22 protein-coding genes are annotated in these 20,135 nt (G+C 70.1%); 17 read left to right on the top strand and 5 right to left on the bottom strand.

Going from position 1 to position 20,135, the window contains the following annotated elements; genetic code table 11:
- Positions 1–17: 17 nt before the first annotated feature.
- Entirely contained in the window at positions 18–707 is a 690-nt protein-coding gene (locus ACIA5D_RS21910) for a response regulator transcription factor (protein WP_378971899.1), read from the bottom strand.
- Between the two features lie 96 nt (positions 708–803).
- Here ACIA5D_RS21910 and ACIA5D_RS21915 point away from each other — a divergent pair, with 96 nt between their 5' ends.
- Together ACIA5D_RS21915 and ACIA5D_RS21920 are read left to right on the top strand one after the other, a co-directional pair.
- Entirely contained in the window at positions 804–1,691 is an 888-nt protein-coding gene (locus ACIA5D_RS21915) for an ADP-ribosylglycohydrolase family protein (protein WP_396031988.1), read from the top strand.
- Between the two features lie 64 nt (positions 1,692–1,755).
- Positions 1,756–2,226 (top strand): HIT family protein, encoded by a 471-nt coding sequence (locus ACIA5D_RS21920; protein WP_396032193.1) that lies wholly within the window; start codon positions 1,756–1,758, stop codon positions 2,224–2,226.
- Here the strand turns inward: ACIA5D_RS21920 and ACIA5D_RS21925 are convergent.
- Positions 2,195–2,776 carry a TetR/AcrR family transcriptional regulator gene (locus ACIA5D_RS21925; protein ID WP_396031989.1) on the bottom strand — a complete coding sequence of 194 codons (582 nt, stop codon included), beginning with the start codon at positions 2,774–2,776 and terminating at the stop codon, positions 2,195–2,197. The two genes, ACIA5D_RS21920 and ACIA5D_RS21925, sit on opposite strands and share 32 nt — an antisense overlap.
- A gap of 54 nt (positions 2,777–2,830) precedes the next feature.
- Here ACIA5D_RS21925 and ACIA5D_RS21930 point away from each other — a divergent pair, with 54 nt between their 5' ends.
- The gene (locus ACIA5D_RS21930) at positions 2,831–4,000 is read left to right on the top strand and encodes an FAD-dependent monooxygenase (RefSeq protein ID WP_396031990.1); all 1,170 of its coding nucleotides are present in this window, start codon (positions 2,831–2,833) and stop codon (positions 3,998–4,000) included.
- Between the two features lie 13 nt (positions 4,001–4,013).
- Here the strand turns inward: ACIA5D_RS21930 and ACIA5D_RS21935 are convergent, their stop codons facing one another.
- A complete protein-coding gene (locus ACIA5D_RS21935) occupies positions 4,014–6,170 on the bottom strand; it encodes an elongation factor G-like protein EF-G2 (protein ID WP_396031991.1) in 2,157 nt (718 codons plus the stop codon).
- 178 nt (positions 6,171–6,348) lie between these two features.
- On the opposite strand from ACIA5D_RS21935, the gene pgsA reads away from it, so the two are divergent.
- Genes pgsA through ACIA5D_RS21955 form a run of 4 tightly spaced genes read left to right on the top strand, consistent with a single transcriptional unit; the run spans position 6,349 to position 9,625 of the window.
- Positions 6,349–7,032 (top strand): phosphatidylinositol phosphate synthase, encoded by a 684-nt coding sequence (gene pgsA / locus ACIA5D_RS21940; RefSeq protein WP_396031992.1) that lies wholly within the window; start codon positions 6,349–6,351, stop codon positions 7,030–7,032.
- Positions 7,029–7,895, top strand: a complete 867-nt coding sequence (locus tag ACIA5D_RS21945) for a phosphatidylinositol mannoside acyltransferase (RefSeq protein WP_396031993.1) — start codon at positions 7,029–7,031, stop codon at positions 7,893–7,895. The genes pgsA and ACIA5D_RS21945 overlap by 4 nt, the downstream gene beginning before the upstream one ends.
- A gap of 10 nt (positions 7,896–7,905) precedes the next feature.
- The gene (locus tag ACIA5D_RS21950) at positions 7,906–9,060 is read left to right on the top strand and encodes a glycosyltransferase family 4 protein (protein ID WP_396031994.1); all 1,155 of its coding nucleotides are present in this window, start codon (positions 7,906–7,908) and stop codon (positions 9,058–9,060) included.
- A gap of 25 nt (positions 9,061–9,085) precedes the next feature.
- Entirely contained in the window at positions 9,086–9,625 is a 540-nt protein-coding gene (locus ACIA5D_RS21955; protein ID WP_396031995.1) for a hypothetical protein, read from the top strand.
- Positions 9,626–9,763: 138 nt separating this feature from the next.
- Here ACIA5D_RS21955 and pdxS read toward each other — a convergent pair whose 3' ends face one another.
- Entirely contained in the window at positions 9,764–10,660 is an 897-nt protein-coding gene (pdxS, locus tag ACIA5D_RS21960) for a pyridoxal 5'-phosphate synthase lyase subunit PdxS (protein WP_396031996.1), read from the bottom strand.
- 203 nt (positions 10,661–10,863) lie between these two features.
- Here pdxS and fliQ point away from each other — a divergent pair, with 203 nt between their 5' ends.
- The 4 genes from fliQ (at position 10,864) to ACIA5D_RS21980 (ending at position 13,364) form a co-directional block, all read left to right on the top strand.
- Entirely contained in the window at positions 10,864–11,136 is a 273-nt protein-coding gene (gene fliQ / locus ACIA5D_RS21965; RefSeq protein WP_396031997.1) for a flagellar biosynthesis protein FliQ, read from the top strand.
- Between the two features lie 262 nt (positions 11,137–11,398).
- Positions 11,399–11,998 (top strand): pyridoxal 5'-phosphate synthase glutaminase subunit PdxT, encoded by a 600-nt coding sequence (pdxT, locus tag ACIA5D_RS21970; protein ID WP_396031998.1) that lies wholly within the window; start codon positions 11,399–11,401, stop codon positions 11,996–11,998.
- Positions 11,999–12,014: 16 nt separating this feature from the next.
- Positions 12,015–12,767, top strand: coding sequence for a YebC/PmpR family DNA-binding transcriptional regulator (locus ACIA5D_RS21975; RefSeq protein WP_396031999.1), 753 nt, complete (start codon positions 12,015–12,017; stop codon positions 12,765–12,767).
- Positions 12,768–12,821: 54 nt separating this feature from the next.
- A complete protein-coding gene (locus ACIA5D_RS21980) occupies positions 12,822–13,364 on the top strand; it encodes a Uma2 family endonuclease (protein WP_396032194.1) in 543 nt (180 codons plus the stop codon).
- 51 nt (positions 13,365–13,415) lie between these two features.
- Here ACIA5D_RS21980 and ACIA5D_RS21985 read toward each other — a convergent pair whose 3' ends face one another.
- Complete coding sequence (locus ACIA5D_RS21985; protein ID WP_396032000.1) at positions 13,416–13,931, bottom strand: hypothetical protein; 516 nt, start codon at positions 13,929–13,931, stop codon at positions 13,416–13,418.
- A gap of 138 nt (positions 13,932–14,069) precedes the next feature.
- Here ACIA5D_RS21985 and ruvC point away from each other — a divergent pair, with 138 nt between their 5' ends.
- The 6 genes from ruvC to secF all read left to right on the top strand — a co-directional run bounded on the left by ruvC (position 14,070) and on the right by secF (position 20,087).
- Positions 14,070–14,609, top strand: a complete 540-nt coding sequence (gene ruvC, locus ACIA5D_RS21990; RefSeq protein ID WP_396032195.1) for a crossover junction endodeoxyribonuclease RuvC — start codon at positions 14,070–14,072, stop codon at positions 14,607–14,609.
- Positions 14,606–15,211: a Holliday junction branch migration protein RuvA gene (gene ruvA, locus ACIA5D_RS21995; RefSeq protein WP_396032001.1), complete on the top strand. Its 606-nt coding sequence runs from the start codon at positions 14,606–14,608 to the stop codon at positions 15,209–15,211. Before ruvC ends, ruvA begins: the two co-directional genes overlap by 4 nt.
- Positions 15,212–15,296: 85 nt before the next feature.
- Positions 15,297–16,334 carry a Holliday junction branch migration DNA helicase RuvB gene (ruvB, locus tag ACIA5D_RS22000; RefSeq protein WP_396032002.1) on the top strand — a complete coding sequence of 346 codons (1,038 nt, stop codon included), beginning with the start codon at positions 15,297–15,299 and terminating at the stop codon, positions 16,332–16,334.
- 143 nt (positions 16,335–16,477) lie between these two features.
- Entirely contained in the window at positions 16,478–16,855 is a 378-nt protein-coding gene (gene yajC, locus ACIA5D_RS22005; RefSeq protein ID WP_396032003.1) for a preprotein translocase subunit YajC, read from the top strand.
- Between the two features lie 150 nt (positions 16,856–17,005).
- On the top strand, positions 17,006–18,883 hold the full coding sequence (gene secD / locus ACIA5D_RS22010) for a protein translocase subunit SecD (protein WP_396032004.1): 1,878 nt from the start codon (positions 17,006–17,008) through the stop codon (positions 18,881–18,883).
- Position 18,884: 1 nt separating this feature from the next.
- Positions 18,885–20,087: a protein translocase subunit SecF gene (gene secF, locus ACIA5D_RS22015; RefSeq protein WP_396032005.1), complete on the top strand. Its 1,203-nt coding sequence runs from the start codon at positions 18,885–18,887 to the stop codon at positions 20,085–20,087.
- Positions 20,088–20,135: the final 48 nt, after the last annotated feature.

The raw sequence follows: 20,135 nt of genomic DNA on the forward strand, positions 1-20,135 counted from the left end.
GATCGCCAGCCGGGACCTCAGTCCGGCGCCACCAGCCGGAACCCGACCCCCCGCACGGTGCGCAGGTAGCGAGGCTTCGCCGCGGACTCGCCCAGTTTCCGGCGAAGCCAGTACAGGTGGACGTCGATCGTCTGGTCCTCGCCGACCGATGGCTGTCGCCATACCTCCTCCAACAGCTCACGACGCGAGACCACCCGGCCCGGGCGGGCCGCCAGGTAAGCCAGCAGATCGAATTCCTTGCGGGTCAGCGCCAGAGCCTGGTCGCCCAGGCTGGCGCTGCGCTCGCCGACGTCCACCCGCAGCTCGCCGACCTCGTGCACGGCGGGCTGGGCGGTGCGGCTGGCGCGGCCCACCCGGCGCAGCACCGTGGCGATGCGCGCGTCGAGGTGGGCGCCGGTGAACGGCTTGACCATGTAGTCATCGGCGCCGGCCCGCAGCAGCCGGACGACGGACTGCTCGTCGTCGCGCGCGGTGGCGATGATGATCGGCACATCGGTGATGCCGCGCAGCATGCGCAAAGCGTCCGAACCGTCCAGATCGGGCAGTCCGAGGTCGAGCACCACCAGGTCGGGCGTCTCGGCGGCGACCCGGCGCAACGCGTCCAGTGCCGTGCCGACGGCGTGCACGGCGTGCCCCCGGTCGGTGAGCGATCGGAGCATGGCACCGCGCACGACGTGATCGTCCTCGACGAGCAACACCGTGGCCATGCAGAGACCGTACTGCCAACGGCAAGACACGCCTAACCGGTGATGCAGGGACACCTTTCGATCACATTCCGTGACGGATTACCATCCGATGTGCTGATGTCATTCACGCTTTTCCCCGGTACGCGGCTGGCCCTGGCGCTCGAAAGCCTGGCCGGTCTGAGCGTCGGCGACGCGCTCGGGGCCCAGCATTTCGTCGGCCCTGTCGACTTCGGTGACCTGCCACCGGCCCCGTGGGAGTGGACGGACGACACCGAGGAGGCGTGCTGCCTCGTCGCCGTGCTCGGTGACGGTGAGTTCGACCGCGACGGGTTCGCCGAACTGCTGGGTCGTCATCACGATCCGTATCGGGGCTACGGGCCCGGCGCGGTGGTCATGTTGCGGGCCATCCGGGAGGGCCTGCCGTGGCCGATCGCGGCCGCGGCGGCGTTCGAGGGCGAGGGCTCGTCGGGCAACGGCGCGGCCATGCGGGCCGCGCCGCTGGGCGCGTGGCATGCCGATTCGCTGGCCCGCGCGGCGGTGCAGGGAGCGCGGGCGGCCGAGGTGACCCACGCGCACGCCGAGGGCATCGCCGGGGGAGTGGCGGTGGCGGTTGCCGCGGCGCTGGCGGCGGCCGGGCGGCTCGACGGGCATCGGCCGGGGCTGCTGCGGGCGGTGGCGGCGCACACGCCCGACGGGCGGATCCGCGAGGGATTGCAGCGGGCGACTCGCCTGCGCGACGTCGCCGAGGCCGCGTACGAGCTGGGCAGCGGCGCCCGGGCGATGGCGCGCGACACCGTGCCCTTCGCGGTCTGGGTCGCCGACCGGTTCCTCGACGACTACCCGGCGGCGATCCGGGCGTGCGTGGCCGCGGGCGGGGACGTGGACACCACCTGCGCGATCGCCGGCGGGATCGTGGCCGCGCACACCGGCCTCGACGGCATCCCGGCGGCGTGGCTGTCGGCGCGCGAAGCACTACCGCCCTGGCTCGCGACCTCGTTGGCATAGGCTGCTGGGCGTGACCGCGACGGGGGAGCCTGACGGCCTGGAAAGGCTGTGGACGCCGTACCGGATGGCCTACGTCACCGGCGAGGACGCGCCGCCGGAGGGATACGCGAAACCGTCCGGCTGCCCGTTCTGCCGCGCGCCGGCCGAGCCCGAGAGCCTCGTGGTCGCCCGCGGCGATCTGGTCTACGCGGTGCTCAACCTCTATCCGTACAACCCCGGGCACCTGCTGATCTGCCCCTATCGGCACGTCGCCGACTACACCGATCTGACCGAGGACGAGACGGTGGAGGTGGCGGCTTTCACGCGTACGGCGATGCGCGTGATCCGTTCGGTCAGCAGCCCGCACGGCTTCAACCTGGGGATGAACCAGGGCGCGGTCGCCGGCGCCGGCATCGCGGCTCACCTGCACCAGCACGTGGTGCCGCGGTGGGGCGGCGACGCGAACTTCGTCTCGGTGATCGGCCGCACCAAGGTTCTGCCGCAGGTGCTGACCGACACCCGGGTCATGCTCGCGAAAGCTTGGCCAGCGCTCTGATCCCGGCCACGATCTGCTCGGGGCCGGGCGCGTTCTCGGGGTCGGTGAACCACTGGGTGAGGACGCCGGACATCAGCGCCATCTGCACGGCGCCGAGGGTGCGCACGGTCTCGTCGTCGAGCTGATCTTCCGGCACGCCGGTCATCAGCGAGGCCATGCCGCGGCGGCCGAGCTCGACGCCCTCGGCGAGCTGCTCGCGCAGGCGCGGATTGTGCTCGGCCTGGATCGCCACCTCGATGCTGGCCGTCCAGAGCGCGCGGTCTTCCTTGATCGAGCCGATCACCCGCCGCCAGAAGCCGATCAGCTGGTCCTCGTCGGCCTCGCCCGGAGCGGGCGGCGTGGTCAGGGCGATGGTGATCTTGTCGCCCCAATCTTCCATGGCGCTGAGCATCGCGGCGGTCATCAGCGCCTCGGTCGAGCCGTAGTGGTAGCCGATCGAGCCGAGGTTGGTGCCGGAGAGGGCCACGATGTCGCGCGCCGTCGTGCGGGCGTAGCCCTTCTCCAGCAGTGCGCGCTTCGCGCCTACCAGCAGATCTTCCTTGTGGCCCACGTTGGCGATCCTAACTTCTATACAAACGTATAAGACGTTTGTATAGTAGTCCGCATGACATCGACACGCGTACTGATCTCCGGGGCCGGCGTGGCGGGCCCCGCACTGGCGTACTGGCTGCGTGAGCGCGGCTTCGAGGTGACCGTCGTCGAGCGCGCCCCGGCGCTGCGCGAGGCGGGCTACAAGGTCGACGTGCGCGGCGCCGCCACCGAGGTGCTGCGCAAGATGGGCCTGCTCGAGGCGGCGCAGGCCGCCGACACCGGCATGCGGCAGATCACGTACGTGCGCCGCAACGGCAAGCCGATCGCGGCGCTGCCGGCCGACCTGCTCATGGGCCGCCGCGGCGACGACGTCGAGATCATGCGGTGGGACCTGAGCCGCATCCTGCACGACGCCACCGCCGACGGGGTGGAGTACGTCTTCGGCGACGCGATCGCCAAGATCGCCGACGGGCCGGACGGCGTCGACGTGGCGTTCGAGCGCGGCGCCCCGCGCCGGTTCGACTATGTGGTCGGCGCCGACGGGCTGCACTCGGCGACCCGGCGGATGGTTCTGGGGGAGGCGTCGCTCAGCCACCTCGGGGCGTACATCTCGATCTTCTCGACACCGAACCTGCTGGGCATCGAGCGCGAAGAGGTCATGTTCTTCCGGCCCGGGCGGCTCGTCTTCGCGTACGCGATGGATCGTGACCAGGACGCCCGGGTCGGCCTCGCCTTCGCCTCGTCCGACACCGGCCTCGCCCGCCGCGACACCGCGGCGCAGAAACGGCTGGTCCGCGAGGCCTTCGAAGGCCAGGGGTGGCGGGTCGGCGAGTTCCTGGCGGCGATGGACGACGCGAGCGACTTCTACTTCGATTCGATGAGCCAGGTCGAGCTGCCGTCCTGGTCACGCGGGCGGGTCGCGCTGCTCGGCGACGCCGCGCACTGCCCGGCGCCGGCCTCCGGCCAGGGCACCAGCCTCGCCCTGGTCGGCGCGTACATGCTCGGCAAGCACCTCGGCGAGCCGGACGGCCTGGCCACCTACGAGCGGACCATGCGCCCCTACGTCGAGAAGAACATGGCCTTCGGCAGGAAGATGGCCAAGGACATGGTGCCGGGCGGCCGCCTCGCGATCGCCTTCCGCAGCTACGGCATGCGGACCCTGACGTACCACCCGCGCAAGGAGCAGGTGATCGACAAGTTTCTCGCGCCGATGCACGAGGCGGCCAACGCCATCACCCTCTGACCTACTTCCCGACCTACTTCGTGTGCTCCTTCTTGACGGCCTCGGACAGGTGCGCCGGCATCGGCTCGTGGCGGATGTAGGTGCGGGAGAACGTGCCCGCGCCGGAGGAGATGGCGCGCAGCTCGACCGCGTACCGGATCAGCTCGGTCGCCGGCACCTCGGCCCGCACGACGCTGTGCACGCCGTCGGCCTCCGACTCCGAGCCCAGCGGGCGGCCCCGGCGGCCGGAGAGGTCGCTCATGACGGCGCCGACGTACATCTCCGGCACCCGCACGGCGATCTCGTCGATCGGCTCGAGCAGGGTGAGCTGGCCGGCGGCGGCCGCCTCGCGCAGGGCGAGCGCGCCGGCGGTCTGGAACGCGGCGTCCGACGAGTCGACGCTGTGCGCCTTGCCGTCGAAGAGGGTCACCCGCAGGTCGACCACCGGGTAACCGGCGACCAGGCCGCGCTCGAGCTGGGTGCGCACGCCCTTCTCGACCGAGGGGATGTAGTTGTGCGGGACCGCGCCGCCCACCACCTTGTTCTCGAACTCGAAGCCCGAGCCGCGGGGGAGGGGCTCGACGCTGATGTCGCAGACCGCGTACTGGCCGTGGCCGCCGGACTGCTTGACGTGCCGGCCGTGGCCCTTGGCCCCGCAGCCGAACGTCTCGCGCAGCGGCACCTTGACCGGCTCGGTGTCCAGCTCGACGCCGCCCGAGCGCAGCCGGTCGAGCACGACGTCGGCGTGCGACTCGCCCATCGTCCAGAGCACCAGCTGGTGGGTCTCGATGTTGCGCTCCAGGCGCATCGTCGGGTCGCCGGCCACCAGGCGGGCCAGGTTCTTCGCCAGGGCGTCCTCGTCGGAGCGGGTCTTGGCGACCACGGCGATCGGCAGCAGCGGCTCGGGCATGCTCCACGGCGCCATCAGCATCGGGTCGTCCTTGCCCGACAGCGTGTCGCCGGTCTCGGCGCTGCCCGACTTGGTGATCGCGCAGAGGTCGCCGGCCACGCAATACGGCACCTCGCGCAGCGTCGCGCCGAGCGGGGAGTAGACGTGCGCCACCCGCTCGTCGGCGTCGTGGTCGGGGTGGCCGCGCTCGGACAGGCCGTGCCCGGAGACGTGCAGGACCTGCTCGGGGCGCAGGGTGCCGGAGAAGACGCGGACGAGCGAGACGCGGCCCACATGCCGGTCGATCGTGGTCTTGACCACCTCGGCCACCAGCGGTCCGCCGGGGTCGCAGGTCAGCGGCGGGCGCGGGGAGCCGTCGACCCCGGTGACCACCGGAAGGTCGTGTTCCAGCGGCGAGGGCGCGCCGGTGACCAGGCCGTCGAGCAGCGCGTCCAGGCCGACGCCGGTCGCCGAGCAGACCGGGATGACCGGGTAGAAGTTGCCCTTCGCGACCGCCTTCTCGAGGTCGGTCACCAGCGTGTCGGCCGTGACCTCCTCGCCGCCGAGGTAGCGGTCCATGAGGGTCTCGTCCTCGCTCTCGGCGATGATCCCCTCGATCAGGGTGTTGCGGTCGTCGGCGATCGGCTCGAGATGTTCGCGCTCGGCCTCGCCGACCTTGGGCGGATAGCCCTCGGAGTAGTCGAGAACCCGCAGGGTGACCAGGCCCATGAGGCCGGCGATCGAGACGCCGTCGTCGCCGAGCATGGGCTGGTAGATCGGCATCACGTTTTCGCCGAAGGCCTCCTGGCAGGCCTCGAGGGCGGCGTCGTAGTCGGCGCGCGGGTGGTCGAGCCGGGTGATCACGACGGCGCGCGGCATGCCGACCGCGGCGCACTCCTCCCACAGCGCGGCGGTGGCGTCGTCGACGCCACCCTCGGCCGACACCACGAAGACGGCGGCGTCCGCGGCCCGCAGGCCGGCGCGCAACTCGCCCACGAAGTCGGCGTAGCCGGGGGTGTCGAGCAGGTTGATCTTCACGTCCTGGTGGATCAGCGGGGCGCAGGAAAGCGAAACCGACCGCTGCTGACGCACCGCGGCCGGGTCATGGTCGGACACCGTGGTGCCGTCGGCCACCGTGCCCGCCCGAGGAATCGTCCCGGTGGCGGCGAGCAGGGCTTCGACCAGTGTGGTCTTGCCCGAGCCGGAATGGCCCACCAACACCACGTTGCGTACTCTGCCGGGCTCGGTCACCACCGGCGCCGTCGCGCCGTTGAGCCCCTTCTCCGAGGTCTTCTGCGCCATGGCGTCCGCTCCCTAGCCGTTTCGTGACTGTTACGACGCTGTTCCTGAATCCCACACCCGCCGCTGTGCCTGTCGCAACCCTTTGTAGTGGTCAAACGTCGCAGGAGATGACGATACGGCCACTGGGTGGCCTGGGTCGTACTGTGCCGCGCTTCCCGCCGATAAGGTGGGGACCGCCATGGCAAAGATCGTCAACGTAACCGCCCGTGCTGTCGTGTCGCACGGCGTCAATCCGACCGCGCGTTTTCTGCTGCGGATCGGGGTCACCCCGAACGCCGTGACCATCGCCGGCACCGTCGGCGTGCTCATCGGCGCCTATTTCGGCGCGATCGGCCAGCTCCTGGTGGGCACGTTGGTCGTCACCGCGTGTGCACTCACCGACGCGCTCGACGGGACGATGGCCCGGATGCGCGGCGGCTCCGGCAAGTTCGGGGCCCTGCTCGACTCGTCCATGGACCGCATCGCCGACGGCGCCGTCTTCGGGGCGGTCGTCTTCTACATGGCGACCGAGGGCAATCCGTACGGCGGAACGGTCGCCGCGCTGATCAGCCTGGCCGCGGGCCAGGTCGTGTCGTATGTGAAGGCGCGCGCCCAGAGTCTCGGGCTGAACGCCGACGTGGGCATCGCCGAGCGCCTCGAGCGCCTGCTGATCCTCGGCGTCGGCGGGCTGCTCGGATCGGCCGGGCTCGAGTGGGGTCTGCCGGCGGCGCTGTGGGTGCTCGCGCTGCTGTCGACGATCACCGTGTTCCAGCGGCTGATCCACGCGGCCCGCACCGAGCCGGCCCCTGCGCCCGCCTCGCCTGGCACAAAGGCCTCGCCCGCCGCCCCTGCCTCGCCCGCGTCGCCTTCGGAGCCCGCGTGAAAGACCGGCTCACCGAGATCGGTTTCGCTGCCGGGTGGCGGCTCATTCGGACGTTGCCGCTGCCCGTGGCGCGGTCGCTGTTCATGGCGGCGGCCGACCGGGCGTACCGGAAGAACGGACCCGGGACCCAGCGCCTGCGCCAGAATCTCGCCCAGGTCGTCGGCGAAGGCATGCCGGACGAGCTGGTCCGGGACGGGTTGCGCTCCTACGCCCGCTACTGGCTCGAGGCCTTCCGGCTGCCGTCGCAGAACAAACAGCAGCTGCTCGCGGGATTCGGCATCTCCGCGGAGCACTACGACTGGATCAAGACCGGGGCCACCGACGGCGGGGGCATCCTGCTGGTGTTGCCGCACCTCGCCAACTGGGATGCCGCCGCCGGCTGGGTGGTCTCCAACGGCTGGCGCATGGTGACCGTCGCCGAGCGGCTCAAGCCCGAGGGCGTGTACCGGCAGTTCGTGGCGTACCGCGAGAAGATCGGCATGGAGGTCATCCCGCTGACCGGTGGCGAGCAGGCCCCGATCGACGTGCTCGCGGATCGGCTCAAGCAGGGTTTCATCGTCTGCCTGCTCGGCGACCGCGACCTGTCCCGCAACGGGGTGGAGGTCGAGTTCTTCGGCGGGCGTACCCGGATGCCGGCCGGTCCGGCGATCCTGGCGATCCGGACCGGCGCGCCGCTCTACGCCGTCGATCTTTCATTCACACCCGATCAGACGTACGCGGTGTTGCGCCCGATCACGCCGCCTACCGAGGGCCCGCTCGACCAGCGGGTGAAGGCGACCACGCAGATGCTGGCCGACGCGTACGCGGCCGGGATCGCCGAACACCCGCAGGACTGGCACATGCTCCAGAAGCTGTGGCTGTAGGGGGAGCATCGTGCGGATCGGGATCGTCTCGCCGTACTCGTTCGACGTGCCCGGCGGCGTGCAGAACCACATCATGGACCTCTCCGAGGCGCTGATCGGGCTCGGGCACGAGGTCAGCGTGCTGGCGCCGGCGGACGAGGACGCCGACCTGCCGCCCTACGTGGTGCCGGCCGGGCGGGCGGTCCCGTTTCCGTACAACGGGTCGGTCGCCCGGATCGCGTTCGGGCCGGTGTCCACGGCGCGGGTACGGCGGTGGCTCAACCGCGGGAACTTCGACGTGCTGCACGTGCACGAGCCGATGGTGCTGAGCTTGTCGATGCTGGCGGTGCTGTCCGCTCGCGGGCCGGTGGTGGCGACCTTTCACACCGCCATGACCCGGTCGCGGGCGATGTCGATGGCTCAGGGGCTGTTGCAGCTGGTCATCGAGAAGATCACGGCGCGGATCGCGGTCAGCGAGCTGGCACGGAAGGTGCAGGTGGAGCACCTCGGCGGGGGAGCGGTGGAGATCCCGAACGGGGTGGCGGTCGCGAAGTTCGCCAATGCCGTGCCGCTGGACGGGTGGCCCGGCGACGGTGGCTCCCTGGGGTTTCTGGGGCGGTTCACGGAGTCTCGTAAGGGGTTCGAGATTCTCCGGTCGGCCTTTGTGGCTCTTGCCGGCGAGCGGCCCGGTTTGCGACTGCTCGTGGCCGGCCCCGGAGATGCTGACGATCTCTACTCCGAAATTCCCGGCTTCCTCCACGATCGCGTGATATTTCTCGGCTTAGTGTCTGAAGCGGACAAAGCTCGCATGCTGCGCAGTGTCGATGTGTATGTGGCGCCGAACACGGGCGGCGAGAGCTTCGGCATGATCCTGACCGAGGCGATGGCGGCCGGTACGGCCATCGCGGCCTCGGATCTCGATGCTTTCCGGCGGGTGCTCGACGGCGGGAAGGCCGGGGCGCTGTTCCCGACCGGGGACGCGGCCGCGCTCGCGGTGCTGCTCGGGGCCCTGCTCGACGATCCTTCGCGGCGCGAGGCGCAGTCCGCGGCCGCCCGCACGGCCGTCGCCGTCTTCGACTGGCCGGCCGTGGCGCTGCGCGTGCTCGAGGTCTACGCCACCGCGATCGAGGCCACCGACGGCCGGGTCATCGACGACGAGTGGGCAGAGCCACGGCCGGGGGCGTGACTTTCCGAAGCAAAAGGGCACTACGATGCCCCGCATGTGGTGGGTGCTGGGGGTTGTCGCGCTGGTCACGCTGCTCTCCGCCTACCTGGGCTGGACGGCCCACCGGGTCGAGCGGGTGCACGTGCGCGCGCAGTCGGCCGAGCGCGCCCTCGACGCCCACCTGCTCCGCCGGGCCGCGGCCGCTGCGGTCGTGGCCGAGCAGCAGGACAACGTCGAGCTGTACGCGGCCGCGCGGCTGGCCCTCGACGCCGATCCCGACGAGCGTGAGTCGGCCGAGAACGACCTGACCCGCCAGTTGCGCGCCACGCCGCTGGGCGGGAACGACCCTGCGGCGCGACAGCTGATCGCCACGTCGCGGCGGGTGGGGCTTGCGCGACAGGTGCACACCGATCAGGTACGGGACGCGCTGACGTCCCGCGATCGGCTGCTGGTGCGGGCGCTGGGGATGGCGCGGAGGTACCCGCTGCCGCAGTACTTCGACATCGAGGACCCGGCCCTGCTCGAGCCCGTGGTGGAGGTTCCGCTGCCCGCGCCCACCCCGACGGCGCCCCTCGAGGCGGTCTGACCACCTGCCGGCCTGACCACCTGCCGGCCTGACCACCTGCCGGCCTGACCACCTGCCTGGCCTGACCACCTGCCGGCCTGACCAGTGTCGGGGGCATGAAAGGCCCCGGCGCTGACCGGGGCCTTTCGTCGGTGTCGCTTACCAGCCGCGCTCGGCGAGGCGGTGCGGAACCGGGATGTCGTCGACGTTGATGCCGACCATGGCCTCGCCCAGGCCCCGGGAGACCTTGGCGAGCACGTCGGGGTCGTCGTGGAACGTGGTGGCCTTGACGATCGCGGCGGCGCGCTGAGCCGGGTTGCCGGACTTGAAGATGCCGGAGCCGACGAAGACGCCCTCGGCGCCCAGCTGCATCATCATCGCGGCGTCGGCCGGGGTGGCGATGCCGCCGGCGGTGAACAGCACCACCGGGAGCTTGCCGGCCTCGGCGACCTCCTTGACCAGCTCGTACGGCGCCTGGAGCTCCTTGGCGGCGACGAACAGCTCGTCTTCCGGCAGGGTCTGCAAGCGTCGGATCTCCTGCCGGATCTTGCGCATGTGGGTGGTGGCGTTGGAGACGTCGCCGGTGCCGGCCTCGCCCTTCGAGCGGATCATGGCGGCGCCCTCGGTGATGCGGCGCAGCGCCTCGCCCAGGTTGGTCGCGCCGCAGACGAACGGCACCGTGAACTGCCACTTGTCGATGTGGTTGGCGTAGTCGGCCGGGGTCAGCACCTCGGACTCGTCGACGTAGTCGACGCCGAGCGCCTGAAGCACCTGGGCCTCGACGAAGTGGCCGATGCGGGCCTTGGCCATCACCGGGATCGAGACGGTGTTGATGATGCCGTCGATCATGTCGGGGTCGGACATGCGGGACACGCCGCCCTGGGCGCGGATGTCGGCCGGCACCCGCTCGAGCGCCATCACCGCCACGGCGCCGGCGTCCTCGGCGATCTTCGCCTGCTCCGGCGTGACGACATCCATGATCACGCCGCCCTTGAGCATCTCCGCCATCCCGCGCTTGACGCGGGCGGTCCCGACTGCGGGCTGGTTCTCGGACATGGTGTATCGGCTCCTCAAGCAGGGGTATCGGTACCGGAATCGTATCCAGCTACCCGGGGGCCACCGATGGCCAATCGACCCCCCGGTGGCCTGCACTCTCCTACTTTCGTCTTCTTGAGGCTTTCCGTGGCCCGAACCGAACGGCAACCCGGCTGCGCCCGTTCCGCACTCCGCGGGCCGACCGGCGGGCCGAACTGACTGGCATGACCGACACGATGATTGTTGAGCTGGGCCTCCAGGCGATGACCATTGCGGCGAAGATGTCCGCGCCGGTGTTGCTCACCGCCCTCGCGGTGGGCTTCGCGATCTCCCTCTTCCAGTCGGTCACCCAGATCCAGGAGGCGACCCTCTCGTTCGTCCCCAAGGCCGCCGCGGTCGGCGCGGCCCTGCTGTTCTCGGGCAACTGGATGCTGCACGAGATGGTCACCTACACCCAGCAGCTGTTCGAGAAGATCCCCCAGCTCATCGGCAGCTGACATCACCCGCTTCGCGAAGGCCGGCCCCGATCGGGGCCGGCCTTCGGGCGTCTTGGGGGTTTTGAAGGTTGGGGGTTTGGGGTTGGGGTGACCACTTACGCAGAATGAAGGGCCTCGGGCCGGCGCAGCTGGGCCCCAGGCCCGGCCTCGGCGTGAGCGACGGTCCGTACCCACCGCTCAGGCACGACATCCTGAATTTGACCTGGATTCTGATCTTGAGGCCGGGTCAGCGAAGGAAAGGGAGACGTCGACCTAAGCTCGGATGGTGAATATTGGAGTCCTTGCCCTGCAGGGTGATGTTCGGGAACACCTGGCCGCGCTTGCGGAGAGTGACGTGCTGGCGCGGCCGGTGCGGCGGCCCGAGGAGCTTGCCGACGTCTCGGCGCTCGTGATTCCTGGCGGGGAGTCGACCGCCATCAGCAACCTTGCGGTTAGTTTTGGGCTGCTTGACCCGATTCGGAAGCGGATCGCGGACGGGATGCCGGTCTACGGGTCGTGCGCGGGCATGATCATGCTGGCTACCGAGGTGCTCGACGGGCGGCCCGATCAGGAGTCGTTCCAGGGGATCGAGATGACCGTGCGTCGCAACGCGTTCGGGCGGCAGGTCGACTCGTTCGAGGCCGACGTGACCATCGACGACATTTCGGGCGGGGATTTTCACGCCGTCTTCATCCGCGCGCCATGGGTCGAAGAGGTGGGCGCCGAGGTGCGGGTGTTGGGCCGCGTCAAGGACGGACCGGCCGCCGGTAGGATTGTCGCCGTTCGGCAGGGGAACCTGCTCGCCACGGCTTTCCACCCGGAGCTGACCGGCGACCTCCGTGTCCACCGGTACTTCGTCGAGATGGTCCGCCAGGCCGCCTGACACCACGGAGGTTTGCATGTCCGGCCACTCCAAGTGGGCGACGACCAAGCACAAGAAGGCCGTCATCGACGCCAAGCGCGGCAAGATGTTCGCCAAGCTCATCAAGAACGTCGAGGTCGCTGCCCGCACGGGCGGTGGGGATCCGGCCGGTAACCCGACCCTCTACGACGCCATCCAGAAGGCGAAGAAGAGCTCGGTCCCCAACGACAACATCAACAACGCGGTCAAGCGCGGCTCGGGCCTCGAGGCCGGCGGCGCCGACTGGCAGACGATCATGTACGAGGGCTACGGGCCCAACGGTGTGGCGATCCTGATCGAGTGCCTCACCGACAACCGCAACCGGGCCGCGACCGAGGTGCGCACCGCGCTCACCCGCAACGGCGGCACGTTCGCGGACGCCGGCAGCGTGTCGTACCTGTTCAACCGCAAGGGCGTCGTGATCGTCCCGAAGGACGGGCCCAGCGAGGACGACCTGATGCTCGCGGTCCTCGACGCGGGGGCCGAGGAGATCAACGACCTCGGGGACTCGTTCGAGATCGTGTCCGAGCCCACTGATCTGATTCCGGTGCGCACGGCGCTGGTCGACGCGGGCATCGAGTACGACTCGGCCGAGTCGTCGCTGGTCCCGACCATGACGGTGCCGGTCGACGAGGACGCGGCCCGCAAGGTGTTCAAGCTGATCGACGCCCTCGAGGACTGCGACGACGTGCAGAACATCTTCGCCAACTTCGACGTGAGCGACGAAGTCATGGCGGCCATTGACGCGTGACAGTTGGCGTGTGACATCTGGCCATGTGACCAGTAGGGTGAGGAGGTGCTGGTGATGCCGAGCTTGAATCTGCCCCCCATTGAGAGCCTCGATGTCGAAGATCTCCTCACCCTGCCCGAGGGTTACCGCTACGAACTGCACGAGGGAAACCTCGTCATCATGGCACCGTCGTCCTTCTGGCATAAGTTCGTCGTGCGACGCCTCTTCCTCATGCTTCACACCGCGGGCCTCGACGTCTTCCAGGACCCGGGCGTGCTGGGCGACCGCCCCCGCGACTGCCGGCTTCCCGATCTCGGCGTCATCGCCGGCGCGCTTCCTCCCGGTAAGCAGGGATATTCGAATTTGCCCGGCTCGGCCTACCGCCTGGTCGTCGAGGTCGTCTCGGAGAACTCGGTCAACGGCGAGTACGCCGACAAGACGGACTGGTATGCCAAGCGCGGCATCCCGGAGTATTGGATCGTTGATCAGACGCTTGATCGCGATGAGGACGACGGGCACGTCCGAATCCTTCGGCTGGAGCCCGGCAAGTCCTCGTATGCGTGGGAGCGCAGTCTGCTGCTGTCCGAACTGGAAGCGGAGTACCGCGCGAATCGGTAATGGCCGCCGTCGATCAGAAAGCCGGTCCGGAGATCTCCCGGGCCGGCTTTCTCATGACGTGGTCGTGGAGAGCCAGGACATGTACTGGATCATTCCGCCCACCAGGAGAATGCCGGTGGCCACCAGACGGCCCAGCCGATGCCACTGTTGTTTGCGGTAGGCGTGGACCCACGCTATGCCCGCGTCGGCCGCGGGGAGCATTCCCAGCCGTACCGTGTCGGGCAGGACGTCGGCCTTGCGTAACGCCAGCGTCGCGCCCGGGCCGCGCATGGGCATGTAGGGCTGCGTGCGCAGCACGCGGATGTCGACCTCGTAGATCTGCTCGTCGCGCCACTGCTTCGTGCGCGCGGCCAGGCGGCGCGTCAGGTACTCCATCTGCGCGTCCTTGTGCGCCAGCCACGCCCACCAGCACAGCCTGCGCCAATGGCCGGCCACGTCGGCCAGCACGTCCATATACAGGTGGCCCGCCTCGAAGTCGCCGCCCACCAGCCGGTCGGTCTCGCGGCGTAGCGCCGTGAGGTGACCGGCTACGAAGGCGACGTACTCGGGTGGCGGTTCGTCATCCATCGGCGGAACGAGGTACATGCCCAACCCCCTAAAAGTCGAGCCTCCCGACACCCATCGTCGAGGCGTGTCGGTGCCGGGCGCAAGACCAGGCCGTATTAGGGTGTCGAACACACGTACGTGAGACAGGGGAGGTCCGTGGTGCGCGTGCTCGGCGTCGACCCGGGCCTCACCCGCTGCGGCGTCGGCGTGGTCGAGGGCGTTCCCGGGCGGCAGTGCAAGCTGATCGGCTACTACGTGGTCTACACCGACCCCGACGACGACATCTCCCTGCGCCTGCTGCGGCTCGACACCGAGCTGGAAAAGCTGGTCGCCGAGCACAAGCCCCAGAGCGTGGCCGTGGAGCGGGTGTTTTCCCAGCACAACGTGCGAACAGTGATGGGCACGGCGCAGGCCAGCGGGGTCGCGATCCTGGCCGGCGCGCGGGCGGGGCTGCCGGTGCAGACGTACACGCCGAGCGAGGTGAAGGCGGCCGTGACCGGCTCCGGCACCGCCGGCAAGCAGCAGGTGACGAGCATGGTCACCCGGCTGCTCGGGCTCGACGCGCCGCCCAAGCCGGCCGACGCGGCCGACGCGCTCGCCCTCGCCATCTGCCACATCTGGCGTGGTGCCACCCGGGCACGTATGGAGGCCGCGGCGCTTGCCGCGGCGCGTTTCAACAGAAAAGGAGCCCGGCGATGATCGCGAGCGTGCGTGGCGTGGTTGCCGCGATCAACCCGGACAGCGCCGTCATCGAGGTCGGCGGCGTCGGCCTGCAGGTGCAGTGCGCGCCGGGCACGCTCGCCGGCCTCAAGGCCGGCGTCGAGGCGCGCCTGGCGACCAGCATGGTGGTCCGGGAAGACTCCCTGACCCTGTACGGGTTCGCCGACGACGACGAGAAGCAGCTGTTCGAGCTCCTGCAGACCGCGAGCGGCGTGGGCCCCCGCCTGGCCCAGGCGGTGCTCGCCGTGCACGCGCCCGACGTGGTGCGCCGCGCGATCGCCGGCGCCGACCTGGCGACGCTGACCCAGGTGCCGGGCATCGGCAAGAAGGGCGCCGAGAAGATGGTCGTCGAGCTGCGCGACCGGATCGGCCCGCTGCCGATCGGCGGCGACGGCGCCTCGGCCGGCGTGCTCAGCGGCGGCTGGCAGGAACAGGTGCGCCAGGGCGTGCTGGCGCTCGGCTGGACGGTCGCCCAGGCCGACCAGGCGGTGTCGAAGCTCGCCGAGGGCATCGACGGTGCGGCGCCGCCCGTTCCCGTGCTGCTGCGCCAGGCGATCCGCCTGCTGGGCCGCGCTCGATGAGCGACGGAGTTGGCGCGGCGGCGTTCGGCCGGAGCGAAGCGGAGGCCGGACGTCGCCCTCTCAGCGCCGCACGACGGAGCGAATCATGACGGAGCGCGAGCTGGTCTCCGCGGACGCGGGCGACGACGACCTCGACGCCGAGGCGAGCGTCCGGCCCCGCCGCCTGGCCGACTTCATCGCCCAGCACCGGGTGCGCGACCAGCTCGAGCTGCTGCTCAAGGGCGCGATGGGGCGGGGCACGCCGCCCGACCACATCCTGCTCTCGGGCCCGCCGGGCCTGGGTAAGACGACGTTGGCGAACATCGTGGCGGCCGAGCTCGGCACCGGGATCCGCACCACGAGCGGGCCGGTGATCGAGCGGTCCGGCGACCTCGCGGCGATCCTGACCAGCCTCGCGCCGGGCGACGTGCTGTTCATCGACGAGATTCACCGCATTGCGAAGCCGGCCGAGGAACTGCTCTACAGCGCCATGGAAGACTTCCGGGTCGACGTGATCGTGGGCAAGGGGCCGGGCGCCACCGCGATCCCGCTGGACGTCGAGCCGTTCACCCTGGTGGGCGCCACGACACGCGCGGGGTTGCTCTCCGGGCCGATGCGTGACCGGTTCGGCTTCGTGGCGCACCTCGACTTCTACTCACCGGCCGATCTGGACGCTCTGCTGCACCGGTCGGCACGGATCCTCGGCGTGCCGATCACGCCGGAGGGCGCGACCGAGATCGCCGGGCGCTCGCGCGGCACGCCGCGCATCGCGAACCGCCTGCTGCGCCGCGTGCGCGACTACGCCGAGGTGCGGGCGGACGGAGTGGTCACCCAGGAAACTGCCAGGGAGGCCCTTCGGGTGTACGACGTGGACGCGCTCGGCCTCGACCGGCTCGACCGTGCGGTGCTGCGGGCGCTGATCGAGACATTCCGGGGCGGCCCGGTGGGTCTGTCCACGCTCGCCGTCGCGGTGGGGGAGCAGTCCGACACGGTCGAGGAGGTGTGCGAGCCGTTCCTCGTGCGTGCGGGGTTGCTGGCGCGGACGCCGCGGGGCCGGGTGGCGACCGAGTCGGGGTGGCTGCATCTGGGCAAGACGCCCCCGTCCGGTGCGGTTCAGGCCGACTTGTTCGCCCGAGACGTATGAAATCCGCTCGTAATGTGAACGTGATGTGTGCCGCATTCGGACTTCCCAGGTTGACCGATTAGACTCGCCGCGGTTCAACCCAGATGTGTATATCGCCCTGACGCGCGCGACCGGTCGCGCCCGGGCCTACGGAAGGCTTTCTCGTGCCACTGTCAGCGGCTGCCTCGGGGGCAGGAAACAGCTTCACCACGATCCTGTTCCTGCTTCTGCTCTTCGGCGTCGTCTATTTCCTGATGATCCGGCCGCAGCAGAAGCGGCGTCGCGAGGCGCAGCAGATGCAGAAGCAGCTCGGCCCCGGCGACCAGATCGTCACCATCGGCGGTCTGCACGGCACGATCGTCACGATCGACGACGACGCGGCTACTCTTGAGGTCGCTCCGGGTGTTCAGGTGAAGTTCGCCCGCCAGGCCATCTCCCGCATCCTGCCGCGCCAGGATTCGGAAGAGGCCGCTCCGGCTGAGGAGCCGGCGGTCGAGGACGTCGAGGCCACGGTCGTCGACGACACCCAGAAAAAGGACTGAAGACTTTTCCGGACCGGCCCGCGGCGCACTGAGCCGACGGGCCGGTTCGTCCGGCCGGACACCGGCCAATGACAAAAGTATGGGCGCCGCCAGGGGGGCGGCCGTAACGCAGGGAGACCGAACGCCGTGGCACGACCACCACAGGGACAGATGCATCCCGGACGCCAACTCGGCGTGCTCGGCCTGGTCTTCGTCGTCCTGTATCTGCTGGTTTTCTTCGCCGGCGGAGCGAAGGGCAGCTTCACCGACCGGCTCCACCCCAAGCTGGGGCTGGACCTGGTCGGCGGCACGCAGGCCACCTACATCGCGTCCGTGCAGGGCGGCCAGGTGCCGTCGAAGGAAAGCATGGAGCAGGCCAAGAACATCATCGAGAACCGCGTGAACGCGCTCGGTGTGTCCGAGGCCGAGGTGGTCGTCCAGGGCGACCGCAACATCGTCGTCTCGCTCGCCGGCAAGGCCGACGACCAGCTCAAGGACCTGTCGCAGGCCGCGCAGATGCGCTTCCGCCTGGTGATCGGGGCGACCGGTGACGTGGCGTCGACGGCGCTGAACCCGCCGTCGCCCTCCGCCGCGCCGTCGGCGAGCGGATCAGCCAAGCCCAGCACCTCCGCGAGCGCCCCCGCCGGCAACGCGAGCGCCCCGGCCGCCAACGCGAGCCCGTCGACCGGCGGGCAGGGCGGTGGCGAGGTCGTGAAGGCGCCGAGCCCCAGCACGACCCCCAGCGCCACGCCGAGCGCGACCCCGGCCGCGACGAGCACCGCCGCCGTTCCCGGCCAGGAGGAAGTCTCCGTCGCCGACGTGCAGAAGAAGGTGGGCGCCACCGCCTGGGCCGCCGCCGAGAAGCTGACCGCGCCGGTCGACCTCTCCACCGACACCAAGGCCGGCCTGGCGTACGCGAGCTTCGCGAAGCTCTCCGGCGCCGAGGTCAACGCGCTGACCCCGCAGATGCAGTACAACGTGCCGACGATCAGCTGCGCGCAGCTCGACGCCCGGCCCAACGGCGCGATCGACGACGTCAACAAGCAGGCCACGGTCTGTTACCAGGGCGGCAAGGTCCTGCTGGACAAGGCGCCGGTGGTCGGTGACGACATCTCGAAGGCCAGCCCGCAGCTCGACCAGCAGAACGGCCAGTGGGTCGTCTCGCTCGACTTCAAGAGCGAGGGCTCGACGAAGTGGGCCAACCTGACCCGCCAGGCGTACAACGCGACCTCGAGCGACCCCTGCTACACCGCCGCCACGGCGATGTACGGCAGCATCGAGCACTGCGCCGTCGCGGTCGTGCTCGACAAGACGGTCATCTCCGCGCCGCAGATCCAGGGCGTTCTCACCGGCACCTCGCAGATCACCGGCCAGTTCACCGCGGTCTCGGCGAAGCAGCTGGCCGACCAGCTCAACTTCGGCGCGCTGCCGGTGACCTTCACCTCCGGCCCGGCGCAGACGGTCTCCGCGACCCTGGGCGTCCAGCAGCTCAAGGCGGGTCTGCTCGCCGCCGCGATCGGCATGCTGCTGGTGGCCGTGTACGCGTTCTTCTACTACCGCCTGCTCGGCTCGGTCATCTTCCTGAGCCTGATGCTGTCGGGTCTGCTGACCTTCGGCGCGCTGGTCTTCCTCGGCCGTACGGTGGGCTTCACGCTGACCCTGGCCGGTATAGCCGGCTTCATCGTGTCACTAGGTGTGGCGGCAGACTCGTTCGTCATCTACTTCGAGAGACTCAAGGACGAGATCCACGAGGGTCGAACACCGCGCAGCGCGGTGCCGCGGGCCTGGGCCCGCGCCCGGCGCACGATCATCTCGGCGAACACGATCACGATCATGGCCGCCGTGGTTCTCTACATCGTCTCGATCGGCGCGGTGCAGGGCTTCGCGTTCGCGCTGGGTCTGTCCACCGTGCTCGACCTGCTCGTGGTGTTCCTCTTCCGGCACCCGATCATGACGATGTTCGCGAACACCAAGGCGTTCATGTCGCCGCGGGTGAGCGGTCTCGGCCGCGTCCTGCGTCGCGTTCCGACCGACGTCAAGGAGGCCTGAGATGGCCCGTACCGGTCTCGCCACCCGCCTGTACCAGGGCGAGGCGAACATCAACATCGTGGGCCGGCGCAAGCTCTGGTTCACGGTGGCGGCGGTGCTCGTGCTGATCTCGATCGGCAGCTTCGTGTTCCGCGGGTTCAGTCTGGGCATCGAGTTCGCCGGTGGCACGTCGTTCAGCGTGCCGGCCACGACCATCAGCGGTGAGTCGCTCACCCAGGCCCGGGTCTCCGACGCGGTCGAGCAGGCGATCCAGAAGGTCGACCCGGGCGCCGAGGTCGGCGCCGCCCAGAAGGTCGGCCGCGCCGGCCAGGGCGAGAGCTTCACCGTCCGCGCCTCGGCGCTCACCGCGGCGCAGGCCGAGCAGGCCAAGGAGACGCTGGTCGCGGACCTCGGGGTCAAGGCCGAGGACGTCAGCGACGACCAGGTCTCGGCGGCCTGGGGCGGGCAGGTGACCCGGCAGGCGGTCATCGGTCTGCTCATCTTCCTGGTCCTGGTGATGGCCTATCTGGTCGTCCGGTTCGAGTGGCGGATGGCGGCGGCCGCCGTCTCCTCGCTACTGCTCGACCTGATCCTCACGGCCGGCGTGTACTCGCTGGTCGGCTTCGAGGTCACGCCGTCCACGGTGATCGGCTTCCTGACGATTCTCGGTTACTCGCTGTACGACGTGGTGGTCGTCTTCGACAAGGTCCAGGAGAACACCCGCGGCATCACGGCGGGCAGCAGCCGGACGTACTCCGAGGCGACGAACCTCGCGGTCAACCAGACCCTGATGCGCTCGATCAACACCGGTCTCGTGGCGCTGCTGCCGGTCGGCGGCCTGCTGTTCATCGGCGCCGGCCTGCTCGGCGCGGGCACGCTCAAGGACCTCGGTCTCGTGCTCTTCGTCGGCATGGGCTTCGGCGTCATCTCCTCGATCATGTTCGCGGCGCCGGTGCTCACCGCGCTCAAGGACCGCGAGCCGAAGATCAAGGCGCACACCGCCCGGGTGCTGGCCCGCCGCGCCGCGGTCCGCTCGGGCGACGTCGCCCCGCGCGCCGAGCGGCAGCGTGAGCCGAACGCGACCGAGTCGGACGAGGCGCCGGCCATGGCCTCCTCGTCCGCGCCGCGGCCGGGATCCCGGCCGACGGCCAAGCGCAACACCAACCGCAGCGGGCGCCCCGGCGGCGCCGGCAACCGCCCGAGCGGCGGCAGCAAGCGTAGGTAAGGCTCGATGCGGACGGCCCGGCTCCCCGAGGGGAGGCGGGCCGTTAGT

It is taken from the genome of Actinoplanes sp. NPDC051513, from assembly GCF_044454685.1.
Classification (GTDB): Bacteria; Actinomycetota; Actinomycetes; order Mycobacteriales; family Micromonosporaceae; genus Actinoplanes.

Coding starts and splice junctions, on each gene's coding strand:
- pgsA (WP_396031992.1), top strand. CDS start 6,349: ATGGCAAAGATCGTCAACGTAACCGCCCGTGCTGTCGTGTCGCACGGC.
- secF (WP_396032005.1), top strand. CDS start 18,885: ATGGCCCGTACCGGTCTCGCCACCCGCCTGTACCAGGGCGAGGCGAAC.
- ACIA5D_RS21980 (WP_396032194.1), top strand. CDS start 12,822: ATGCCGAGCTTGAATCTGCCCCCCATTGAGAGCCTCGATGTCGAAGAT.
- ACIA5D_RS21955 (WP_396031995.1), top strand. CDS start 9,086: ATGCCCCGCATGTGGTGGGTGCTGGGGGTTGTCGCGCTGGTCACGCTG.
- ACIA5D_RS21915 (WP_396031988.1), top strand. CDS start 804: ATGTCATTCACGCTTTTCCCCGGTACGCGGCTGGCCCTGGCGCTCGAA.
- ACIA5D_RS21920 (WP_396032193.1), top strand. CDS start 1,756: ATGGCCTACGTCACCGGCGAGGACGCGCCGCCGGAGGGATACGCGAAA.
- secD (WP_396032004.1), top strand. CDS start 17,006: ATGCATCCCGGACGCCAACTCGGCGTGCTCGGCCTGGTCTTCGTCGTC.
- fliQ (WP_396031997.1), top strand. CDS start 10,864: ATGACCGACACGATGATTGTTGAGCTGGGCCTCCAGGCGATGACCATT.
- ACIA5D_RS21930 (WP_396031990.1), top strand. CDS start 2,831: ATGACATCGACACGCGTACTGATCTCCGGGGCCGGCGTGGCGGGCCCC.
- pdxT (WP_396031998.1), top strand. CDS start 11,399: ATGGTGAATATTGGAGTCCTTGCCCTGCAGGGTGATGTTCGGGAACAC.
- ruvA (WP_396032001.1), top strand. CDS start 14,606: ATGATCGCGAGCGTGCGTGGCGTGGTTGCCGCGATCAACCCGGACAGC.
- ACIA5D_RS21910 (WP_378971899.1), bottom strand. CDS start 707: ATGGCCACGGTGTTGCTCGTCGAGGACGATCACGTCGTGCGCGGTGCC.
- ruvB (WP_396032002.1), top strand. CDS start 15,297: ATGACGGAGCGCGAGCTGGTCTCCGCGGACGCGGGCGACGACGACCTC.
- ACIA5D_RS21985 (WP_396032000.1), bottom strand. CDS start 13,931: ATGGATGACGAACCGCCACCCGAGTACGTCGCCTTCGTAGCCGGTCAC.
- pdxS (WP_396031996.1), bottom strand. CDS start 10,660: ATGTCCGAGAACCAGCCCGCAGTCGGGACCGCCCGCGTCAAGCGCGGG.
- ACIA5D_RS21975 (WP_396031999.1), top strand. CDS start 12,015: ATGTCCGGCCACTCCAAGTGGGCGACGACCAAGCACAAGAAGGCCGTC.
- ACIA5D_RS21935 (WP_396031991.1), bottom strand. CDS start 6,170: ATGGCGCAGAAGACCTCGGAGAAGGGGCTCAACGGCGCGACGGCGCCG.